Genomic DNA, 14,181 nt, shown 5'->3' with positions numbered 1-14,181 from the left:
CGTCGCGGCCGAGGCGTGTCCGGGGCCCGGCCCGCTCAGGGCCGGCGCAGCTCCCCCTTCACCACCTTTCCGCTCGCGTTGCGGGGCAGTCGCGCCACGAACGCCACGGTCCGGGGCACCTTGTAGTTGGCCATCTCCCGGCGGGCCCAGGCGATCAGGTCGTCGGCGGTCAGGACCGCGTCCGGGCGGCGCACCACGTACGCCCTGCCGACCTCGCCGAGCCGCGCGTCCGGCACCCCGACCACGGCCACGTCGGCCACCGCCGGGTGCAGGCCGAGGAGTTGCTCGATCTCCGCCGGGTAGGCGTTGAAGCCGCCCACGATGAACATGTCCTTCAGCCGGTCGGTGATCCGCAGGTTGCCCGCCGCGTCCAGGACGCCGATGTCGCCGGTGCGCAGCCAGCCGTCCTCGGTCACCGCCTCCGCGGTCGCCGCCTCGTCCTCGTAGTAGCCGCGCATCACGTTGAAGCCGCGGACCAGGATCTCACCGGGCTGCCCCTCCGGGGCCGCCACGCGCACCTCGGTGCCGGGGATGGCCCGCCCGGACGTGGACGCGATCACGGGCAGCGGGTCGCCGCGCCGGCACATGGTCACGATGCCGCTCGCCTCCGAGAGGCCGTACGCGGTCAGGACCGTCTCCACGCCCAGTTCGCCGCGCAGTTGCTCGACCAGCCTGAGCGGCACGACCGCCGCGCCGGTCACCACCAGCCGCAGCGCGGACAGGTCGTGGGAGGTCCGTGCCGGGTGGTCCAGGAGGGACTGGTGGAGGGTGGGCGGGCCGGGCAGCACCGAGACGCGTTCCGCCGCGATGTTGGCGAGCACGGTGTCGACGTCGAACACCGGCTGCGGGATCATCGTCGCGCCCCGCATGAGGCAGGCGATCACCCCGGCCTTGTAACCGAAGGTGTGGAAGAAGGGGTTGACGATCAGATAGCGGTCGCCGTGCCGCAGCCCGGCCAGCTCGCACCAGACGTCGTACGCCCGCAGGGTCTGCTCGTGGGTGATGACCGCGCCCTTGGGGCGGCCGGTGGTGCCGGAGGTGAAGACGATGTCCGAGGGCCAGGCCCCCTCGACGGCCGAGGCCCGCGCCCGGACCTGCGCCCGGCCCACCTTGTCGCCGCTCGCCAGGAAGTCCTTCCAGGTGCGGTAGTCGGCGGGGGCGTCGTCGGACAGCACCACCACCTGCTCCAGGTCGGGCAGGCCGGGGCCCTCCGCGACGGCCCGGCGCAGCGAGGCCACGTACGAGGTGCCGAGGAAGGTCCCGGTGACGAACAGCAGCCGGGTCCCGCTCCTGCGCAGCACGTCCGCGGCCTCGGTGCCCTTGAAGCGGGTGTTGAGGGGCACCAGGACGGCTCCGGCCGACACCGCGCCCAGTGCCGAGACCATCCAGTCCAGGGAGTTGGGGGCCCAGACGGCCACCCGGTCGCCGGGACGCACGTCGTTCGCGATGCAGGCCGCCGCCGCACGCTCCACACGGGCGCCCAACTCGGCGTAGGTGACCTGGTTCCGGCCCTCCACGACCGCCTCCGTGGCGGGGTAGCGCTCCGCCGCCCACCGGACCAGCTCCGGGACGCTCCGCCACTCCACATCGGCCTCCCCGAAAGCGGAAACACATTAGCTGACTACCCGTCAGATTAGCTGTAGCCTGACGGGCTGTCAGCAGGCCTCACAGCGTGCGGAGGTGCGTGCAGCGTGACCCTCAAGGACGCCACGGCGATCGTGGGCATCGGACGGACCCCCTTCGCGAAACACCTCGCCGAGGACGAGCGGACCCTGGCCTGCCGGGCCGTGCTCGCCGCCCTCGACGACGCCGGGATCGCCCCCGGCGAGGTCGACGCCCTGGCCTCGTACACCATGGAGGAGACGGACGAGGTCGAGCTGGCGAAGGCGGTCGGCCTCGGCGACCTCACCTTCTTCAGCAAGGTCGGTTACGGCGGCGGCGGTTCGTGCGCCACGGTCGCCCACCTCGCGGCGGCGATAGCGAGCGGCCAGGCCACCGTCGGGGTCGCCTGGCGGTCCCGCAAGCGCGGCTCGGGCCCCCGCCCCTGGACCAACACCACCGTCCAGCTCCCGACCCCCGCCCAGTGGACCAGACCCTTCGGGCTGCTCCGCCCCGCCGACGAGATCGCCATGCTCACCCGCCGCTACATGCACGAGTACGGCGCCACCCGCGACCACCTGTTCAACGTCGCCCTCGCCTGCCGCAACCGCGCCAACCAGAACCCCGCCGCGATCATGTACGACCGCCCCCTGACCCGCGAGATGTACATGACCTCCCGCTGGATCAGCGAGCCGCTGTGCCTCTTCGACAACTGCCTGGAGACGGACGGGGCGTTGGCCTGCGTGCTGGTCAGCCGGGACCGCGCCCGGGACTGCCCCAGCACCCCCGTCTACGTCCACTCCGCCGCCCAGGGCCTGCCCGCCCAGCACCACGGCATGGTCAACTACTGGAACGACGACCCGCTCACCGGGCCCGCCTGGACCGCCGCCCGGCACCTGTGGAAGCACGCCGACCTCACCCCGCAGGACGTCGACGTGGCCCAGATCTACGACGCGTTCACCTCCCTCGTCCCGCTCTCCCTGGAGGGCTACGGCTTCTGCGGGCGAGGAGAGGGCGGCGCCTTCACCGAGGGCGGCGCCCTGGAGATCGGCGGACGGCTGCCGATCAACACCGGCGGCGGCGGGCTCTCCGAGGCGTACGTGCACGGCTTCAACCTCATCGACGAGGGCGTACGGCAACTGCGCGGCACCAGCACCGCGCAGGTCCCGGACGCCGCCACCTGCCTCGTCACCGCCGGCGAGGGCGTCCCCACCTCCGCCCTGCTGCTGACCAACAGGAGCTGACCATGCTCGAACCGGTGACGGACGCCTCGGGCGCCCCCTTCTGGCAGTACGCCGCCCGGGGCGAACTCCGCGTCCAGGCCTGCGCCGACTGCGGCGAGCTCCGCTTCCCGCCCCGGCCCTGCTGCCCGCACTGCCAGTCCTTCGAGGCCGAGTGGCGGCAGGTCTCCGGCCGCGGCCGGGTCTGGTCCTGGGTGGTCCCCCACCCGCCCCTGCTGCCCGACTACGCGGCGCTGGCGCCGTACAACGTGATCGTGGTCGAGCTGGAGGAGGCTCCCCGGATCCGCCTGGTCGGCAATCTGGTCGCCGCGGCCGGGGCGGCCCTCGACTCCGTTGATCCGGGCCGGATCCGCGTCGGGGCCCGGGTGCACGTGGTGTTCTCGGACGGGCTGCCGCAGTGGGTGCCGGCGTGACGGGCCTGCGGGTCGCCGCCGACAAGGACACCGGGGTCGCGGTCGTCACCCTGGACCGGCCGCACCGGCTGAACGCCGTCGACCTGGAAATGCGCGACGAACTGGTCACCGCCTGGCAGGAGTTGCGCCGCGACGACTCGGTACGGGCCGTGGTCCTGACCGGTGCCGGGGAGCGGGCCTTCTGCACCGGCCTCGACCGGGACGCCGAGGTCCCGCAGCCGAACTCCCCCTACATGGCCGACGATCCGCTGCTGCGCGTCGGCCCGAAGTCCAACGACCTGTGGAAGCCGGTCGTCGCGGCGGTGAACGGGATGGCCTGCGGGGGTGCCTTCTACCTCCTGGGCGAGTGCGACTTCCTCGTCGCCGACCCGGCCGCCACCTTCTTCGACCCGCACACCGCCTACGGAATGGTCAGCGCCTACGAGTCGGTGCTCATGGCCCAGGTCATGCCCCACGGGGAGGCCGCGCGGCTGGCGCTCATGGGAACGGCGGAACGGCTCTCCGCCGAGCGCGCCCACACCATCGGCCTGGTCACCGAAGTCACCGTTCCCGGCGGGGCGTTGGCGGCCGCGACCGCCGCCGCGGAGCTCGTCGCCGGGTATCCGCCCCAGGGGGTGCAGGGCACGGTCCGCGCGCTCTGGGCCGCCAAGGAGGCCGCCGTGCAACGGGGGTTCGCGCAGGCGCCGCACCTCGTCGCGCTCGGGAACCTGCCACCGGAGGAACAGTCCGGACTGTTCCGTTCCCGGCAGCCCGGATTTCGATTGCGTTAGCAAAGTCGACGCCCCGCGCGGGCGTATGCTTCCCGGCGGCCCCGCGGGCGGGCTAGTTCGTGCGGGCCGTCCCCGTCCCCTTCTCCGCGTCCAGCGCGTACACGCACCGGTCCTTGCTGCACGCGTACACCACGCCGTCCTTGACCACCGGCGAGCCGGTGATCTCCCCGCCGGTGGCGAGCTTCCAGCGCAGTCGGCCGTCGTCGGCCTTCAGGGTGTAGAGCAGGTGGTCGGTGGACCCGAAGTGGATCCGGCCCTCGGCCACCGCGGGCGCCCCGACGATGTCCCCGCCGGCCTGGAACCGCCACTTCGGCGTGCCCGTGACGGCGTCCAGGGTGTACAGGCCCTTGCCGCTGCCCACGTGGACATGACCCCCGGCCACCAGCACCGGCTCGACCGACGACCGGGCCTCGGTGGCGATGCGCCAGCGGTCGCGGCCGTCGGTCGCGTCGAGGGCGTACACCGTGCCGAGGTAGTCGGCGAGGTACACCCCGCCGCCCGTCACCGCGGCGCCGGGTACGAAGGTCGGCGGGCACAGGAAGACCGCCGGGGCCTCGAAGTGCCAGCGCACCCGTCCGCTCGCCACGTCCAGGGCCATGACCCGGGTGCCGGCCGAGATGTACACGAACCCGTCGTGGGCCTGGGCCACCCGGACGGGCACCCCGCCGCAGGAGGCCGCGTCACCGATGGGGATCGCCCAGCGCTCCTCGCCGGTACGGGCGTCCAGGGCCCGCAGGCGGCCCTCCTGCCAGACGTAGACCGTGCCCTCGTGGAGCGCGGGTCCGGCCTCGGGGGACTCGAAGTCGGTCTGGCAGCCGGAGATCTCCCAGAGCTTCTGGCCGCCCGAGGCGTCCCACGCCTGGACGCCACCGCCGCGGGTGCCGGTGATGACGGTGCCGCGCTCGGCCTTGAGGGAGTACACCCAGGCGTCCGTGCCGATCCGCCACTGGTCGGCGCCCTCGCGGGCGTCCAGGGCGAACAGGGTGGGGCCGTCGGAGGCGTGGATACGGCCGTCCGCGACCGCCATCGACCAGGCCACGTCCCGCGTCTTGAAGCGGCGGCGGCCGGTGCCGACGTCCAGGGCGTGCACCTCGAAGGAGGTGACGTAGACGAGGTCCCCGGCGACGGCCGGGGTGCCCCACACGTCGTTCGACATGCGGAACCGCCAGGGCCGCCAGCCGGCCGCGGTCTCCGGCGGCGCGGGCGGGGGCGCCGGTACGGCCGGGCCCACGGCGGCGTCGGTGCCGTTGACACCGGGGCGGGGCCGGGACCAGGAGGCGACCAGGCCGGCCTCCGGCGGGGGCGCCTGCACGGCGGCGGCCCGGGCGTCGGCGACGCGCGGTCCGGGCCCGATGGGCACCTGGGCGCCGGCGAGGCGCACGGGACCGGTGTCGGGGGCGCCCACGGGGACCGGGGCGGGCTGCGGCGGGTCGTAGGAGGGCGGCGGCGGTACGGCGGGGCGGCCGCCTCCGTTGCGGGCACCGCCGACCTGCGTGGGCGCCGCGCGGCCGCCGCGCCGCGACTCGATCAGGGCGACGGCCTTCTCGGGCAGCCAGGCCGAGGCCGTGCCGCTGTCGTCGGAGCCGGAGCCGAAGAGATGGGGGGCGAGCTGGGCCTGGAGGTCGGCCGGGTTGGGCCGGCCGGTGGCCTCCATCTGCATGCAGGACTCGATCAGCGGGCGCAGCTCGTGCGGGAGGCCTTCGAGGTCGGGGCCCTCGCGCAGCAGCATGAAGACCGTCTCGACCGGGTTGGCGCCGTGGAAGGGCGGGTGGCCGGTGGCGGCGAAGACCAGCATGGAGCCGAGCGAGAAGACGTCGCTGGCGCCGGTGACGCTGCGGGAGTCCTTGGCCTGCTCGGGCGACATGTAGGCGGGGGTGCCGACGGCGACGTTGGTCATCGTCAAACGGGTGTTCGAGACACCGGACGCGATGCCGAAGTCGATCACCCGGGGCCCGTCCTCGACCACCAGGACGTTGGAGGGCTTGAGGTCGCGGTGGACCAGCCCGGCGCCGTGGATGGACTGCAGGGCCTCGGCGACGCCCGCCGCGAGCCAGCGCACCGCCTGGGCCGGGAGCGGCCCGCACTCGTTCACTATCTCCTCGAGGGAGGGCGCGGGGACGTACGCGGTGGCGAGCCAGGGCACGGCCGCGCGCGGGTCGGCGTCGACCACGGCCGCCGTGTAGAAGCCGGAGACCGCCCGGGCCGCCTCCACCTCACGGGTGAAGCGGACACGGAAGAGCTGGTCCTCGGCCAGCTCCGTGCGGACCGTCTTGATCGCCACGCGCCGGCCCGACGCCGAACGCGCGAGATAGACCAGCCCCATGCCGCCGGCACCGAGTCGCCCCAGTACCTCGAACGGCCCGATCCTGCGCGGATCGTGCTGCGTTAGCTGATCCACCACTCTGCCTGCCACCTCCCCGTACAAGCCGCGCCACCCACATATGTACGCGACCCCGTGCAGCGTCTCACCACCGCACCGCCATGGCGGCACGCAACCCTGATTCTTCCTGGCCGGAGGCCTGGTGGCGAACCCGGGGTCAAACAGGGTGTCACACCTCAAAGCGGTACCTTCTACCGCTCCGATCGCTCCAGTACGGCGAACGACGCCCCCTGATTGTCGGTGACGACGGCCACTTTTCCGTACGACGTCTCGAATGGCGGCGCCTGGACCCGCCCGCCGAGCCGGCCGACCGTCCCGAGCACCCCCTCGCAGTCCTCGACGGCGAAGTGCACGAGGAAGTGGGGCGGCATCTCGGCGGGGAAGACGTCGGAGACGGGGGCGCGGCCGAAGTCGGGGTGGGCCTCGGGCCCGAAGAGGGCGTCGTGGAAGAGCCCGCCGTAGAAGGTGTTGGCGGCCTCGGTGTCGCGCGCGTACAGCTCGGCCCAGGCGAAGGTGCCGGGCTCGTGACGGACCCCGAAGCCGAGGTGGCCGGCCGGCTCCCAGAGTCCGAAGACGGCCCCCTCCGGGTCGGTGACCAGGGCGGACGTGCCCAGCTCGGCGACCGGCATGGGCGCGGTGACGACCTGTCCGCCGGCCGCCCAGATCCGGTCGGCGAGGTTCTCGATGTCCGGGGTGGCGAAGTAGACCGTCCACACGGTGGGCATGCGGCCGTCCGCCTTGTGCGCGAGCGCGGCGACGGGACGGCCCTCGTGGTGGGCCCACACCGAGCCGCCGGGGGCCTCCGGCCGGTCGCGGAAGGTCCACCCGAAGAGCTCACCGTAGAAGCGCTTCCCGGCTGCCACGTCGGGCAACTGCGCGTCCACCCAGCAGGGGACTCCCTCGCCGTATCCCGTTCCGTCTGCGGATGCCCTGTTTTCGGCCATACCGTCAAAGTAACGGCGACGCACGTACCCCGCAGGACCAGGCACACCCGCCTCCAGGACCTCGTGCACCCCATTTGCAGTCGGCCGAATCGCGCTCCGATCACCCCTCGGTAAGCTGACGGCATGACAGGACAAGTGCGTACCGTCGACGGCCGGGTGGCCGGCCGGCGTGGGCAGGCGACCCGGCAGAAGCTGCTCGACTGCCTCAGCGAGATGCTCAGCTCCTCCCCCTACCGGGACGTCAAGGTCATCGATGTCGCCCGGAAGGCGGGCACTTCACCCGCGACCTTCTACCAGTACTTCCCGGACGTCGAGGGCGCCGTCCTGGAGATCGCCGAGCAAATGGCCACCGAGGGCGGCCAGTTGACGCAGTTGCTCGAAGGCCGGTCGTGGGTCGGCAAGGCGGGCTGGCAGACCGCGCAGGAACTCGTGGACGGTTTCCTGGAGTTCTGGCGCAGGAACGACGCCATCCTGCGCGTGGTCGATCTCGGGGCCGCCGAGGGGGACAAACGCTTCTACAAGATCCGCATGAAGATCCTCAACTCGGTGAACAACTCCCTCGCGGACGCCGTCGCCGAGCTCCAGGCCAAGGGCAGGGTCGACAAGGACGTCAACCCGGCAGCGGTCGCCGGGTCGCTCGTCGCGATGCTCGCGGCGGTGGCCTCGCACCAGAAGGGCTTCCAGACCTGGGGCGTCAAGCAGGCCGAACTCAAGCCGAATCTCGCGCTGTTGGTGCACCTGGGTGTCACCGGGAAGAAGCCGACCAAGTAGCTCGGCACGCTCCCGGTTCCACGTCCTGTCAGGCAGGCGGCTGTTCACACGGTGGACGGCCGCCTGTCGTGCGTACGAGCCGGAAGAGCCGTATCTCCCGCTCCACCCGCGCCTGGTAGGTGGCGTACGGCGGCCAGAACGCCAGCGCGGTCTTCCACACGGCCGCCCGCTCCTCCCCCGTCAAGAGCGTCGCCCGCACCGGGATGTCCGCACCCTTCCAGTTGACCTCGGCGTCGGGGTGGGCGATCAGGTTGGCGGTCCAGGCGGGGTGCCCGGCACGGCCGAAGTTGGAGCCGACCAGGATCCAGGTGCGGCCGTCGTCCTCGGGCATGCAGGCCAGCGGGGTCCGGCGCGGCAGGCCGCTCCGCGCCCCCGTGGAGGTGAGGATCACCCCCGGCAGCATCCGGGCGCTGAGCAGCACCCGGCCCCGGGTGAGCCGGTGCACACGCCGGTCCAGCGCGGGGATCACATGCGGCGCGACCTTGGCGAAGCCGCGCGTGGACGACACCTTCTGGATGAGCCGTTCGCCGATCACACCGACACCTCCGTCCGCTCGAACAGCCGCGCCGTGTCGGCCGCGTGCGCCCGCAGCCGGTGCGCCGGCCCGAAGAGGAGTTCGTCGGCTGCGGCGCGCTTGAAGTACCGCTGCACCTCGTGTTCCCAGGTGAAGCCGATTCCCCCGTGGAACTGGATCCCCTCGGCGGCGGCCGTCCGCAAGGCTTCCAGGGCCTGGGCCAGGGCCAGCCCGCCGGCCCGCTGCTCCTCGTGGGCGGCCGCCCAGGCGGCGAAGCAGGCCGCGGAGCGGGCCGCCTGGAGCTGGACGTACACATCGGCGAGCCGGTGCTTCACGGCCTGGAAGGACCCGATCGGCCGCCCGAACTGCTCCCGCTGCCCGACGTACTCGACGGTCGTGCCCAGCACCCGGTCGGCCGCCCCGACGGCCTCGCAGGCGAGCACAGCGGCGGCGGTGTCCCCGGTGCGGGCCAGCGCCCCGAGGACATCGGCCCCGTCGGCACCGAGCAGTTCGGCCTCGACGTCCCGGAGCTGCACCCGGGCCTGGGGGCGGGTGGCGTCGAGGGCGGTCTGCCGGGTGCGGACGAGTCCGGGGGCGTCGCCCCGGACGAGGAAGAGCAGGGTCCGGGAGCGGGCGAAGCCCCCGGCGTGCGCGGCGACCAGGAGGAGGTCGGCGCTGTGCCCGTCGAGCACCTGATCCACCTGCCCGTAGAGCCGCCACCCGCCGCCGCCCACCGCCGCCCTTGCGCCCGCCACCGCTTGGGGCCCGCCGGGGACGGTCGCCGGCCGGTCCTCCCCCGCCGTGGCCGCACGGTCCACCCCCGCCATGGCCGCCCGGTCCTCCCCCGCCGTCGCCACCCCTTCCACCCCCGCCGTCACCGGCCGGTCCACCCCCGCCGCGGCCGCCCGGTCCACCCCCGCCGCCCCGTCCGCCCCCGCCGTGGCCGGACGGTCCGCCCCCGCCACCCGATCCACCCCCGCCGTCACCGGCCGGTCCGCCCCCGCCGTCGCCGCCCGGTCCGCCCCTGCCGTGGCTGGGCGGGCCTGTACGCCGCCCGCGCGGCCGCCTCCGGCCCAGTCGCCGTGGTTGTCGGCGGTCAGGGCGAGGGCCGGCCCCGGGGGAACGGCCAGGGCGGCCGTCAGGGAGCCCGACGCGATCCGCGGCAGCAGGTCCGCGCACTGGGCCCGGGTGCCCAGGGCCAGCACCAGGGGGGCGGCGAGGACCGCGGTGGCGAGCAGGGGGGTGGGGGCCAGCACCCGGCCCGTCTCCTCGCAGGCCAGGGCGAGTTCGGTGACCGTGCACCCGACACCGCCGTACTCCTCGGGAAGGGCCAGCCCCGGCAGCCCGAGCTGTTCGGCGAGGGCCGTCCACAGCGCCGGGTCGTACCCGGCCGGGGTGTCGGCCGCGCTCCTCGACTCCGCGGGCCCGCACCGCTTGCGCAGCAGTTCCCGCAACGCGCCCCGGATCTCGTCCTGTTCGGCGGTGAAGCGAGCGTCCATGGCTCTTCCTCTTCCCTCCCGATCTGACGGTCCGTCATATTAGGAGCGCCCGCACCAGATGCCCAGAGGCAGGAGGCCCTCATGCCCCCCGGGAGCCGGAAAGTCGCGATCGCCGGTGTGGCCCTGGCCGACTGCGGCCGTGTGGACGGCACGACCCCCTACGCCCTGCACGCCCAGGCCGCCCGCCGCGCCCTCGCCGACGCGGGCCTGGACCGCGGGCTGGTCGACGGCCTGGCCTCCGCCGGCACCGGCACCCTCGCCCCCGCCGAGATCGCCGAGTACCTGGGCCTGCGCCCCAGTTGGGTCGACTCCACCTCGGTCGGCGGCGCCACCTGGGAGGTCATGGCGGCCCACGCGGCCGACGCGATCGCCGCCGGACACGCGAACGCCGTACTGCTGGTCTACGGGTCCACGGCCCGCGCCGACATCAAGGCGGGCCGCCGCACCGGCACCCTCTCCTTCGGCGCCCGCGGCCCCCTCCAGTTCGAGGTGCCCTACGGCCACACCCTGATCGCCAAGTACGCGATGGCGGCCCGCCGCCACATGATCGAACACGGCACGACCATCGAGCAGTTGGCGCAGGTCGCGGTCCAGGCCCGGGCGAACGCCGCCCTCAACCCCGAGGCGATGTTCCGCGACCCGATCACCGTCGACGAGGTCCTGTCCGGCCCGATGATCGCGGACCCCTTCACCAAGCTGCACTGCTGCATCCGCTCCGACGGCGGCGCGGCCGTGCTGCTCACGGCCGAGGAGTACGTCCGGGACTGCCGTACCGCGCCCGTCTGGGTGCTGGGCACCGGGGAGCACGTCTCGCACGTCAGCATGTCCGAGTGGCCCGACTTCACGGTGTCCCCGGCGGCGGTGAGCGGCCGGCTGGCCTTCGAGCGCGCCGGGGTACGCCCCGGGGAGATCGAACTCGCCGAGATCTACGACGCGTTCACCTACATGACGCTGGTGACGCTGGAGGACCTCGGGTTCTGCGGGAAGGGCGAGGGCGGCTCCTTCGTGGAGAAGGGGCGGCTGCTCGTCGAGGGCGGGGACCTGCCGGTCAACACCGACGGCGGCGGACTGTCGGCCCAGCACCCGGGCATGCGCGGCCTGTTCCTGCTGGTGGAGGCCGTACGACAACTGCGCGGGGAGGCGGGCGCACGGCAGGTGCGGCGCCGGGACGGCTCGGTGCCGGGGCTGGCGGTGGCGTCCGGCACGGGCGGCTGGTTCTGCTCGTCGGGGACGGTCGTGCTGGGCCGTTAGGGCACGACCCGGACGGTCGCCCGGCCACCAGGGGAGACGTCCGAGTCCCGGCGGACCACGTCCCACGGTCCGGCCGAACCCCTCCCCTGGTGGGCGACGCCGACTGCCGTGCCCGACCAGCGGTTCACCGCTTCTTCCCCTCCGTCCCCTGGGGCCTCCGCAGCGGCCCGCGTACCCTGCACGGTATGGCCCTGACTCGCGCGCAACGTGAACAGTTCCTGGCCGAGCCGCATGTCGCCGCGCTGGCGGTCGACGCGGGAGAGGGGCGCGGACCGCTCACCGTGCCCCTCTGGTACCAGTACGAACCGGGCGGCGACCTCTGGATCCTGACCGGCGCCGGCTCCCGCAAGCACGAGCTGATCCGGGTGGCCGGCCGCTTCTCCCTGCTGGTCGAGCGAATCGAACCCACCATCCGGTACGTGTCCGTCGAGGGACCGGTCCTCGACACGCAGCCGGGCACCCTCGCCCACCTCCGGGAGATCTCCGCCCGCTACCTGCCGGCCGAGAAGGTCGACGGGTACGTGGAGTTCGCCGCGAAGAACCACGGCGAGCAGGTCATCGTCCGGATGCGGCCCGAGCGGTGGGTGACGTCCGACCTCGGTACCGTCTGAGGCATGGGAACGGATCTTCACGAGCTGCTCAGATCGCTCCGGGTGTGGGACCCGGAGGTCACCTCGCTGCCCTCCTTCGACCCCGCCACCGCACCCGCGACCCCGCTGGAGCTCTTCACCGCGTGGTTCGCGCAGGCGGTGGCCGCCGGGCAGACCGAGCCGCACACCATGTCCCTCGCCACGGCGGACGCGGCGGGCCTGCCGGACGTACGGACCGTGATGCTGCACGGAGCCGACGCGGACGGCTGGGCCTTCGCGAGCCACGCCCACAGCCGCAAGGGCGGGCACCTGACGGCCCGGCCGTACGCCGCCCTCGGCTTCTACTGGCCGGTCCTCGGCCGGCAGGTGCGGGTGCGGGGGCCGGTGACCACCGCGCCCTCCGCGCAGGCGGCGGCGGATCTGCACGCCCGCTCCACCGGGGCCCTGGCCGCCGCGCTCACCGGCCGGCAGAGCGAAGTCCTCGGCTCCCTCGACGAGTTGGCGCGGGCGTCCGAGGAGGCGTGGGAGCGGGCGCAGCGGGAGCCCGCGGCGCCCGTCCCGTCCTGGACGCTGTACCGGCTCCTCCCCGATGAGGTGGAGTTCTTCCAGGGGGACGAGCGCAGACGGCACGTACGGCTCAGTTACCGGCGCACGGACAGCGGTTGGGCTCAGGAACTGCTCTGGCCCTGAAAGTCGTACACCGCGAAGTCCGCCACCGGGCGGTAACCGATGCGCTGGTAGAGGCCGTTGCTCGTCGGGTTGGCCAGGTCGGTGAAGAGCAGCACCTGCTCGGCGCCCCGCTCCCGGGCGAGCCGGCTGACCTCGGCGGTGGCGGCACCGGCGTAGCCGCGGCCGCGCAGCGGGGCCGGGGTGTAGACGGGCGCCACCCTGATCTGGCCGGCGACCGGCGGGGTGAGGCCGGCCATGGCGAGGGGGGTGCCGTCGGGGTCCTCCCAGAGGGTGACGCCGGCGTGGGCGAGGCGGGCGTCGGCCCAGGCCTCGGCGCGCACGTTCCCGCTCTCGCCGACGTCCCTGCTGAACTCGGTGAACCAGCGCGCCAGCAGCTCCCGGTCCCGCTCCCCGGCGATCCTCGGCCGCCCCCGCGGCAGCGGCTGCGGCACGGTGAGGGTGCCGAGCCGGTACAACCGCTGCCGCTGGTACGGCAAGGGTGCGGCCCCGGTGCGGCGCCGCCAGGACTCGGCGAAGGCGGTGGCGGTCGCGGTCTCGGCGCCGACGCCGGGGACGGTCCGGCCCAGGGCCTCCAGGTGGGCGGCGAGGGAGTCGGCCCCTTCCGCGGTCAGCGGGGTGAGGTGCAGCCGGTGCGGTGGCGTCCGGAAGTACGCCCCGCGCACGCTCCCGTCCTCCTCCAGCAGCCCGAAGAAGGGTGCCTGGCTCCCGTAGGCGCGCGGGCCCCGGGTGCGCAGCACGTCGGTCACGGTGAGCAGGACGGTGTGCAGGTCCGGCCGGGAGCGCAGGAAGTCACCGGCGCGGGTGAGGAACTCGTCGAGGTCGTCGGTGGTGTGCCATCCAGTGGGGCGCATGTCTCATGGTCCTGCGCGACCGCGCCGGACGCCTCCGAATTACGCCGGCTCCGGGTCCGGCTCCTGGTCCGTCGCCAGCCGGCCGTGCAGGTGCACGTCCCGGAACGCGTCGTGCCGCCCCGCCTCGAACATCGCACCGCGCAGCGTGCCCTCGTAGCGGAAGCCGCACCGCTCGGCGACCTTGCAGGAGGCCTCGTGGCCGAGGGCGTGCCCCAGTTCCAGGCGGTGCAGTCCGAGGTCGGTGAGGGCCCCGCGGGCGGCGAGGCGCAGGGCGCGGGTGGCGACGCCCTGGCCTCGGGCCTCGGGGAGCACCCAGTAGCCGACGCGGGCGGTGCGGAAGACGTGGTCGATCATGTTGAGGCCGAGGTGCCCGAGGGTCGTACCGCTCGACTCGTCCGTGATCCGGTACGACACGCTCGTGCCCTGCTCCGCCTGCTCGGCCCGGCGGCGCAGGGCGTCACGGGCGCCGTCGAGATCGCGGATCAGGGTGAGGGGGGTGTTCCAGCGCCCGAACTCGGGGTCCAGCGCGGCACGCAGCCAGTCCTCGGCCTGCGCGTCCGAGTCCGCGTCCCAGGCGCACAGGCGCAGTCCGTGGCCGTGCAGGGGGGTGAAGGCAGGTATGAGGTGCTGATCGTCGACGTCGTCCATCAGCCCATTCAAACGTCCGC

At 73.8% G+C, this 14,181-nt stretch carries 14 protein-coding genes; 7 read left to right on the top strand and 7 right to left on the bottom strand.

What is annotated here, in order from left to right; all coding sequences use genetic code 11:
• Window positions 1–35: 35 nt before the first annotated feature.
• Window positions 36–1,586, bottom strand: a complete 1,551-nt coding sequence (locus ACZ66S_RS30700; protein WP_469904805.1) for a FadD3 family acyl-CoA ligase — start codon at window positions 1,584–1,586, stop codon at window positions 36–38.
• 105 nt (window positions 1,587–1,691) lie between these two features.
• On the opposite strand from ACZ66S_RS30700, the gene ACZ66S_RS30695 reads away from it, so the two are divergent.
• The 3 genes from ACZ66S_RS30695 to ACZ66S_RS30685 are packed head-to-tail and all read left to right on the top strand — an operon-like array spanning window position 1,692 to window position 4,023.
• Window positions 1,692–2,843 (top strand): lipid-transfer protein, encoded by a 1,152-nt coding sequence (locus ACZ66S_RS30695; RefSeq protein ID WP_469904804.1) that lies wholly within the window; start codon window positions 1,692–1,694, stop codon window positions 2,841–2,843.
• A gap of 2 nt (window positions 2,844–2,845) precedes the next feature.
• On the top strand, window positions 2,846–3,253 hold the full coding sequence (locus tag ACZ66S_RS30690; protein WP_469904803.1) for a Zn-ribbon domain-containing OB-fold protein: 408 nt from the start codon (window positions 2,846–2,848) through the stop codon (window positions 3,251–3,253).
• Window positions 3,238–4,023, top strand: a complete 786-nt coding sequence (locus tag ACZ66S_RS30685; RefSeq protein ID WP_469904802.1) for an enoyl-CoA hydratase/isomerase family protein — start codon at window positions 3,238–3,240, stop codon at window positions 4,021–4,023. The genes ACZ66S_RS30690 and ACZ66S_RS30685 overlap by 16 nt, the downstream gene beginning before the upstream one ends.
• A gap of 52 nt (window positions 4,024–4,075) precedes the next feature.
• On the opposite strand, the gene ACZ66S_RS30680 is transcribed toward ACZ66S_RS30685, so the two are convergent.
• Complete coding sequence (locus ACZ66S_RS30680; RefSeq protein ID WP_469904801.1) at window positions 4,076–6,424, bottom strand: outer membrane protein assembly factor BamB family protein; 2,349 nt, start codon at window positions 6,422–6,424, stop codon at window positions 4,076–4,078.
• A gap of 170 nt (window positions 6,425–6,594) precedes the next feature.
• Window positions 6,595–7,347: an AfsK-binding protein KbpA gene (gene kbpA / locus ACZ66S_RS30675; protein ID WP_469904800.1), complete on the bottom strand. Its 753-nt coding sequence runs from the start codon at window positions 7,345–7,347 to the stop codon at window positions 6,595–6,597.
• A gap of 135 nt (window positions 7,348–7,482) precedes the next feature.
• Here kbpA and ACZ66S_RS30670 point away from each other — a divergent pair, with 135 nt between their 5' ends.
• Entirely contained in the window at window positions 7,483–8,118 is a 636-nt protein-coding gene (locus tag ACZ66S_RS30670) for a TetR family transcriptional regulator (RefSeq protein ID WP_469905025.1), read from the top strand.
• Between the two features lie 28 nt (window positions 8,119–8,146).
• Here ACZ66S_RS30670 and ACZ66S_RS30665 read toward each other — a convergent pair whose 3' ends face one another.
• Entirely contained in the window at window positions 8,147–8,653 is a 507-nt protein-coding gene (locus ACZ66S_RS30665; RefSeq protein ID WP_469904799.1) for a nitroreductase/quinone reductase family protein, read from the bottom strand.
• A complete protein-coding gene (locus ACZ66S_RS30660) occupies window positions 8,650–10,131 on the bottom strand; it encodes an acyl-CoA dehydrogenase family protein (RefSeq protein WP_469904798.1) in 1,482 nt (493 codons plus the stop codon). Before ACZ66S_RS30660 ends, ACZ66S_RS30665 begins: the two co-directional genes overlap by 4 nt.
• Window positions 10,132–10,212: 81 nt before the next feature.
• Here ACZ66S_RS30660 and ACZ66S_RS30655 point away from each other — a divergent pair, with 81 nt between their 5' ends.
• The 3 genes from ACZ66S_RS30655 (at window position 10,213) to ACZ66S_RS30645 (ending at window position 12,662) form a co-directional block, all read left to right on the top strand.
• Entirely contained in the window at window positions 10,213–11,382 is a 1,170-nt protein-coding gene (locus ACZ66S_RS30655) for a thiolase C-terminal domain-containing protein (RefSeq protein ID WP_469904797.1), read from the top strand.
• Window positions 11,383–11,567: 185 nt separating this feature from the next.
• The gene (locus ACZ66S_RS30650) at window positions 11,568–11,993 is read left to right on the top strand and encodes a pyridoxamine 5'-phosphate oxidase family protein (protein WP_469904796.1); all 426 of its coding nucleotides are present in this window, start codon (window positions 11,568–11,570) and stop codon (window positions 11,991–11,993) included.
• Window positions 11,994–11,996: 3 nt separating this feature from the next.
• A complete protein-coding gene (locus ACZ66S_RS30645) occupies window positions 11,997–12,662 on the top strand; it encodes a pyridoxine/pyridoxamine 5'-phosphate oxidase (RefSeq protein WP_469904795.1) in 666 nt (221 codons plus the stop codon).
• On the opposite strand, the gene ACZ66S_RS30640 is transcribed toward ACZ66S_RS30645, so the two are convergent.
• Together ACZ66S_RS30640 and ACZ66S_RS30635 are read right to left on the bottom strand one after the other, a co-directional pair.
• A complete protein-coding gene (locus ACZ66S_RS30640) occupies window positions 12,641–13,513 on the bottom strand; it encodes a GNAT family N-acetyltransferase (protein ID WP_469904794.1) in 873 nt (290 codons plus the stop codon). The genes ACZ66S_RS30645 and ACZ66S_RS30640 overlap by 22 nt on opposite strands.
• 39 nt (window positions 13,514–13,552) lie before the next feature.
• Complete coding sequence (locus ACZ66S_RS30635; protein WP_469904793.1) at window positions 13,553–14,161, bottom strand: GNAT family N-acetyltransferase; 609 nt, start codon at window positions 14,159–14,161, stop codon at window positions 13,553–13,555.
• Window positions 14,162–14,181 lie beyond the last annotated feature (20 nt).

Source organism: Streptomyces sp. NPDC107471 (assembly GCF_055582845.1).
This window is presented reverse-complemented; position numbering and strand designations above follow the sequence as displayed.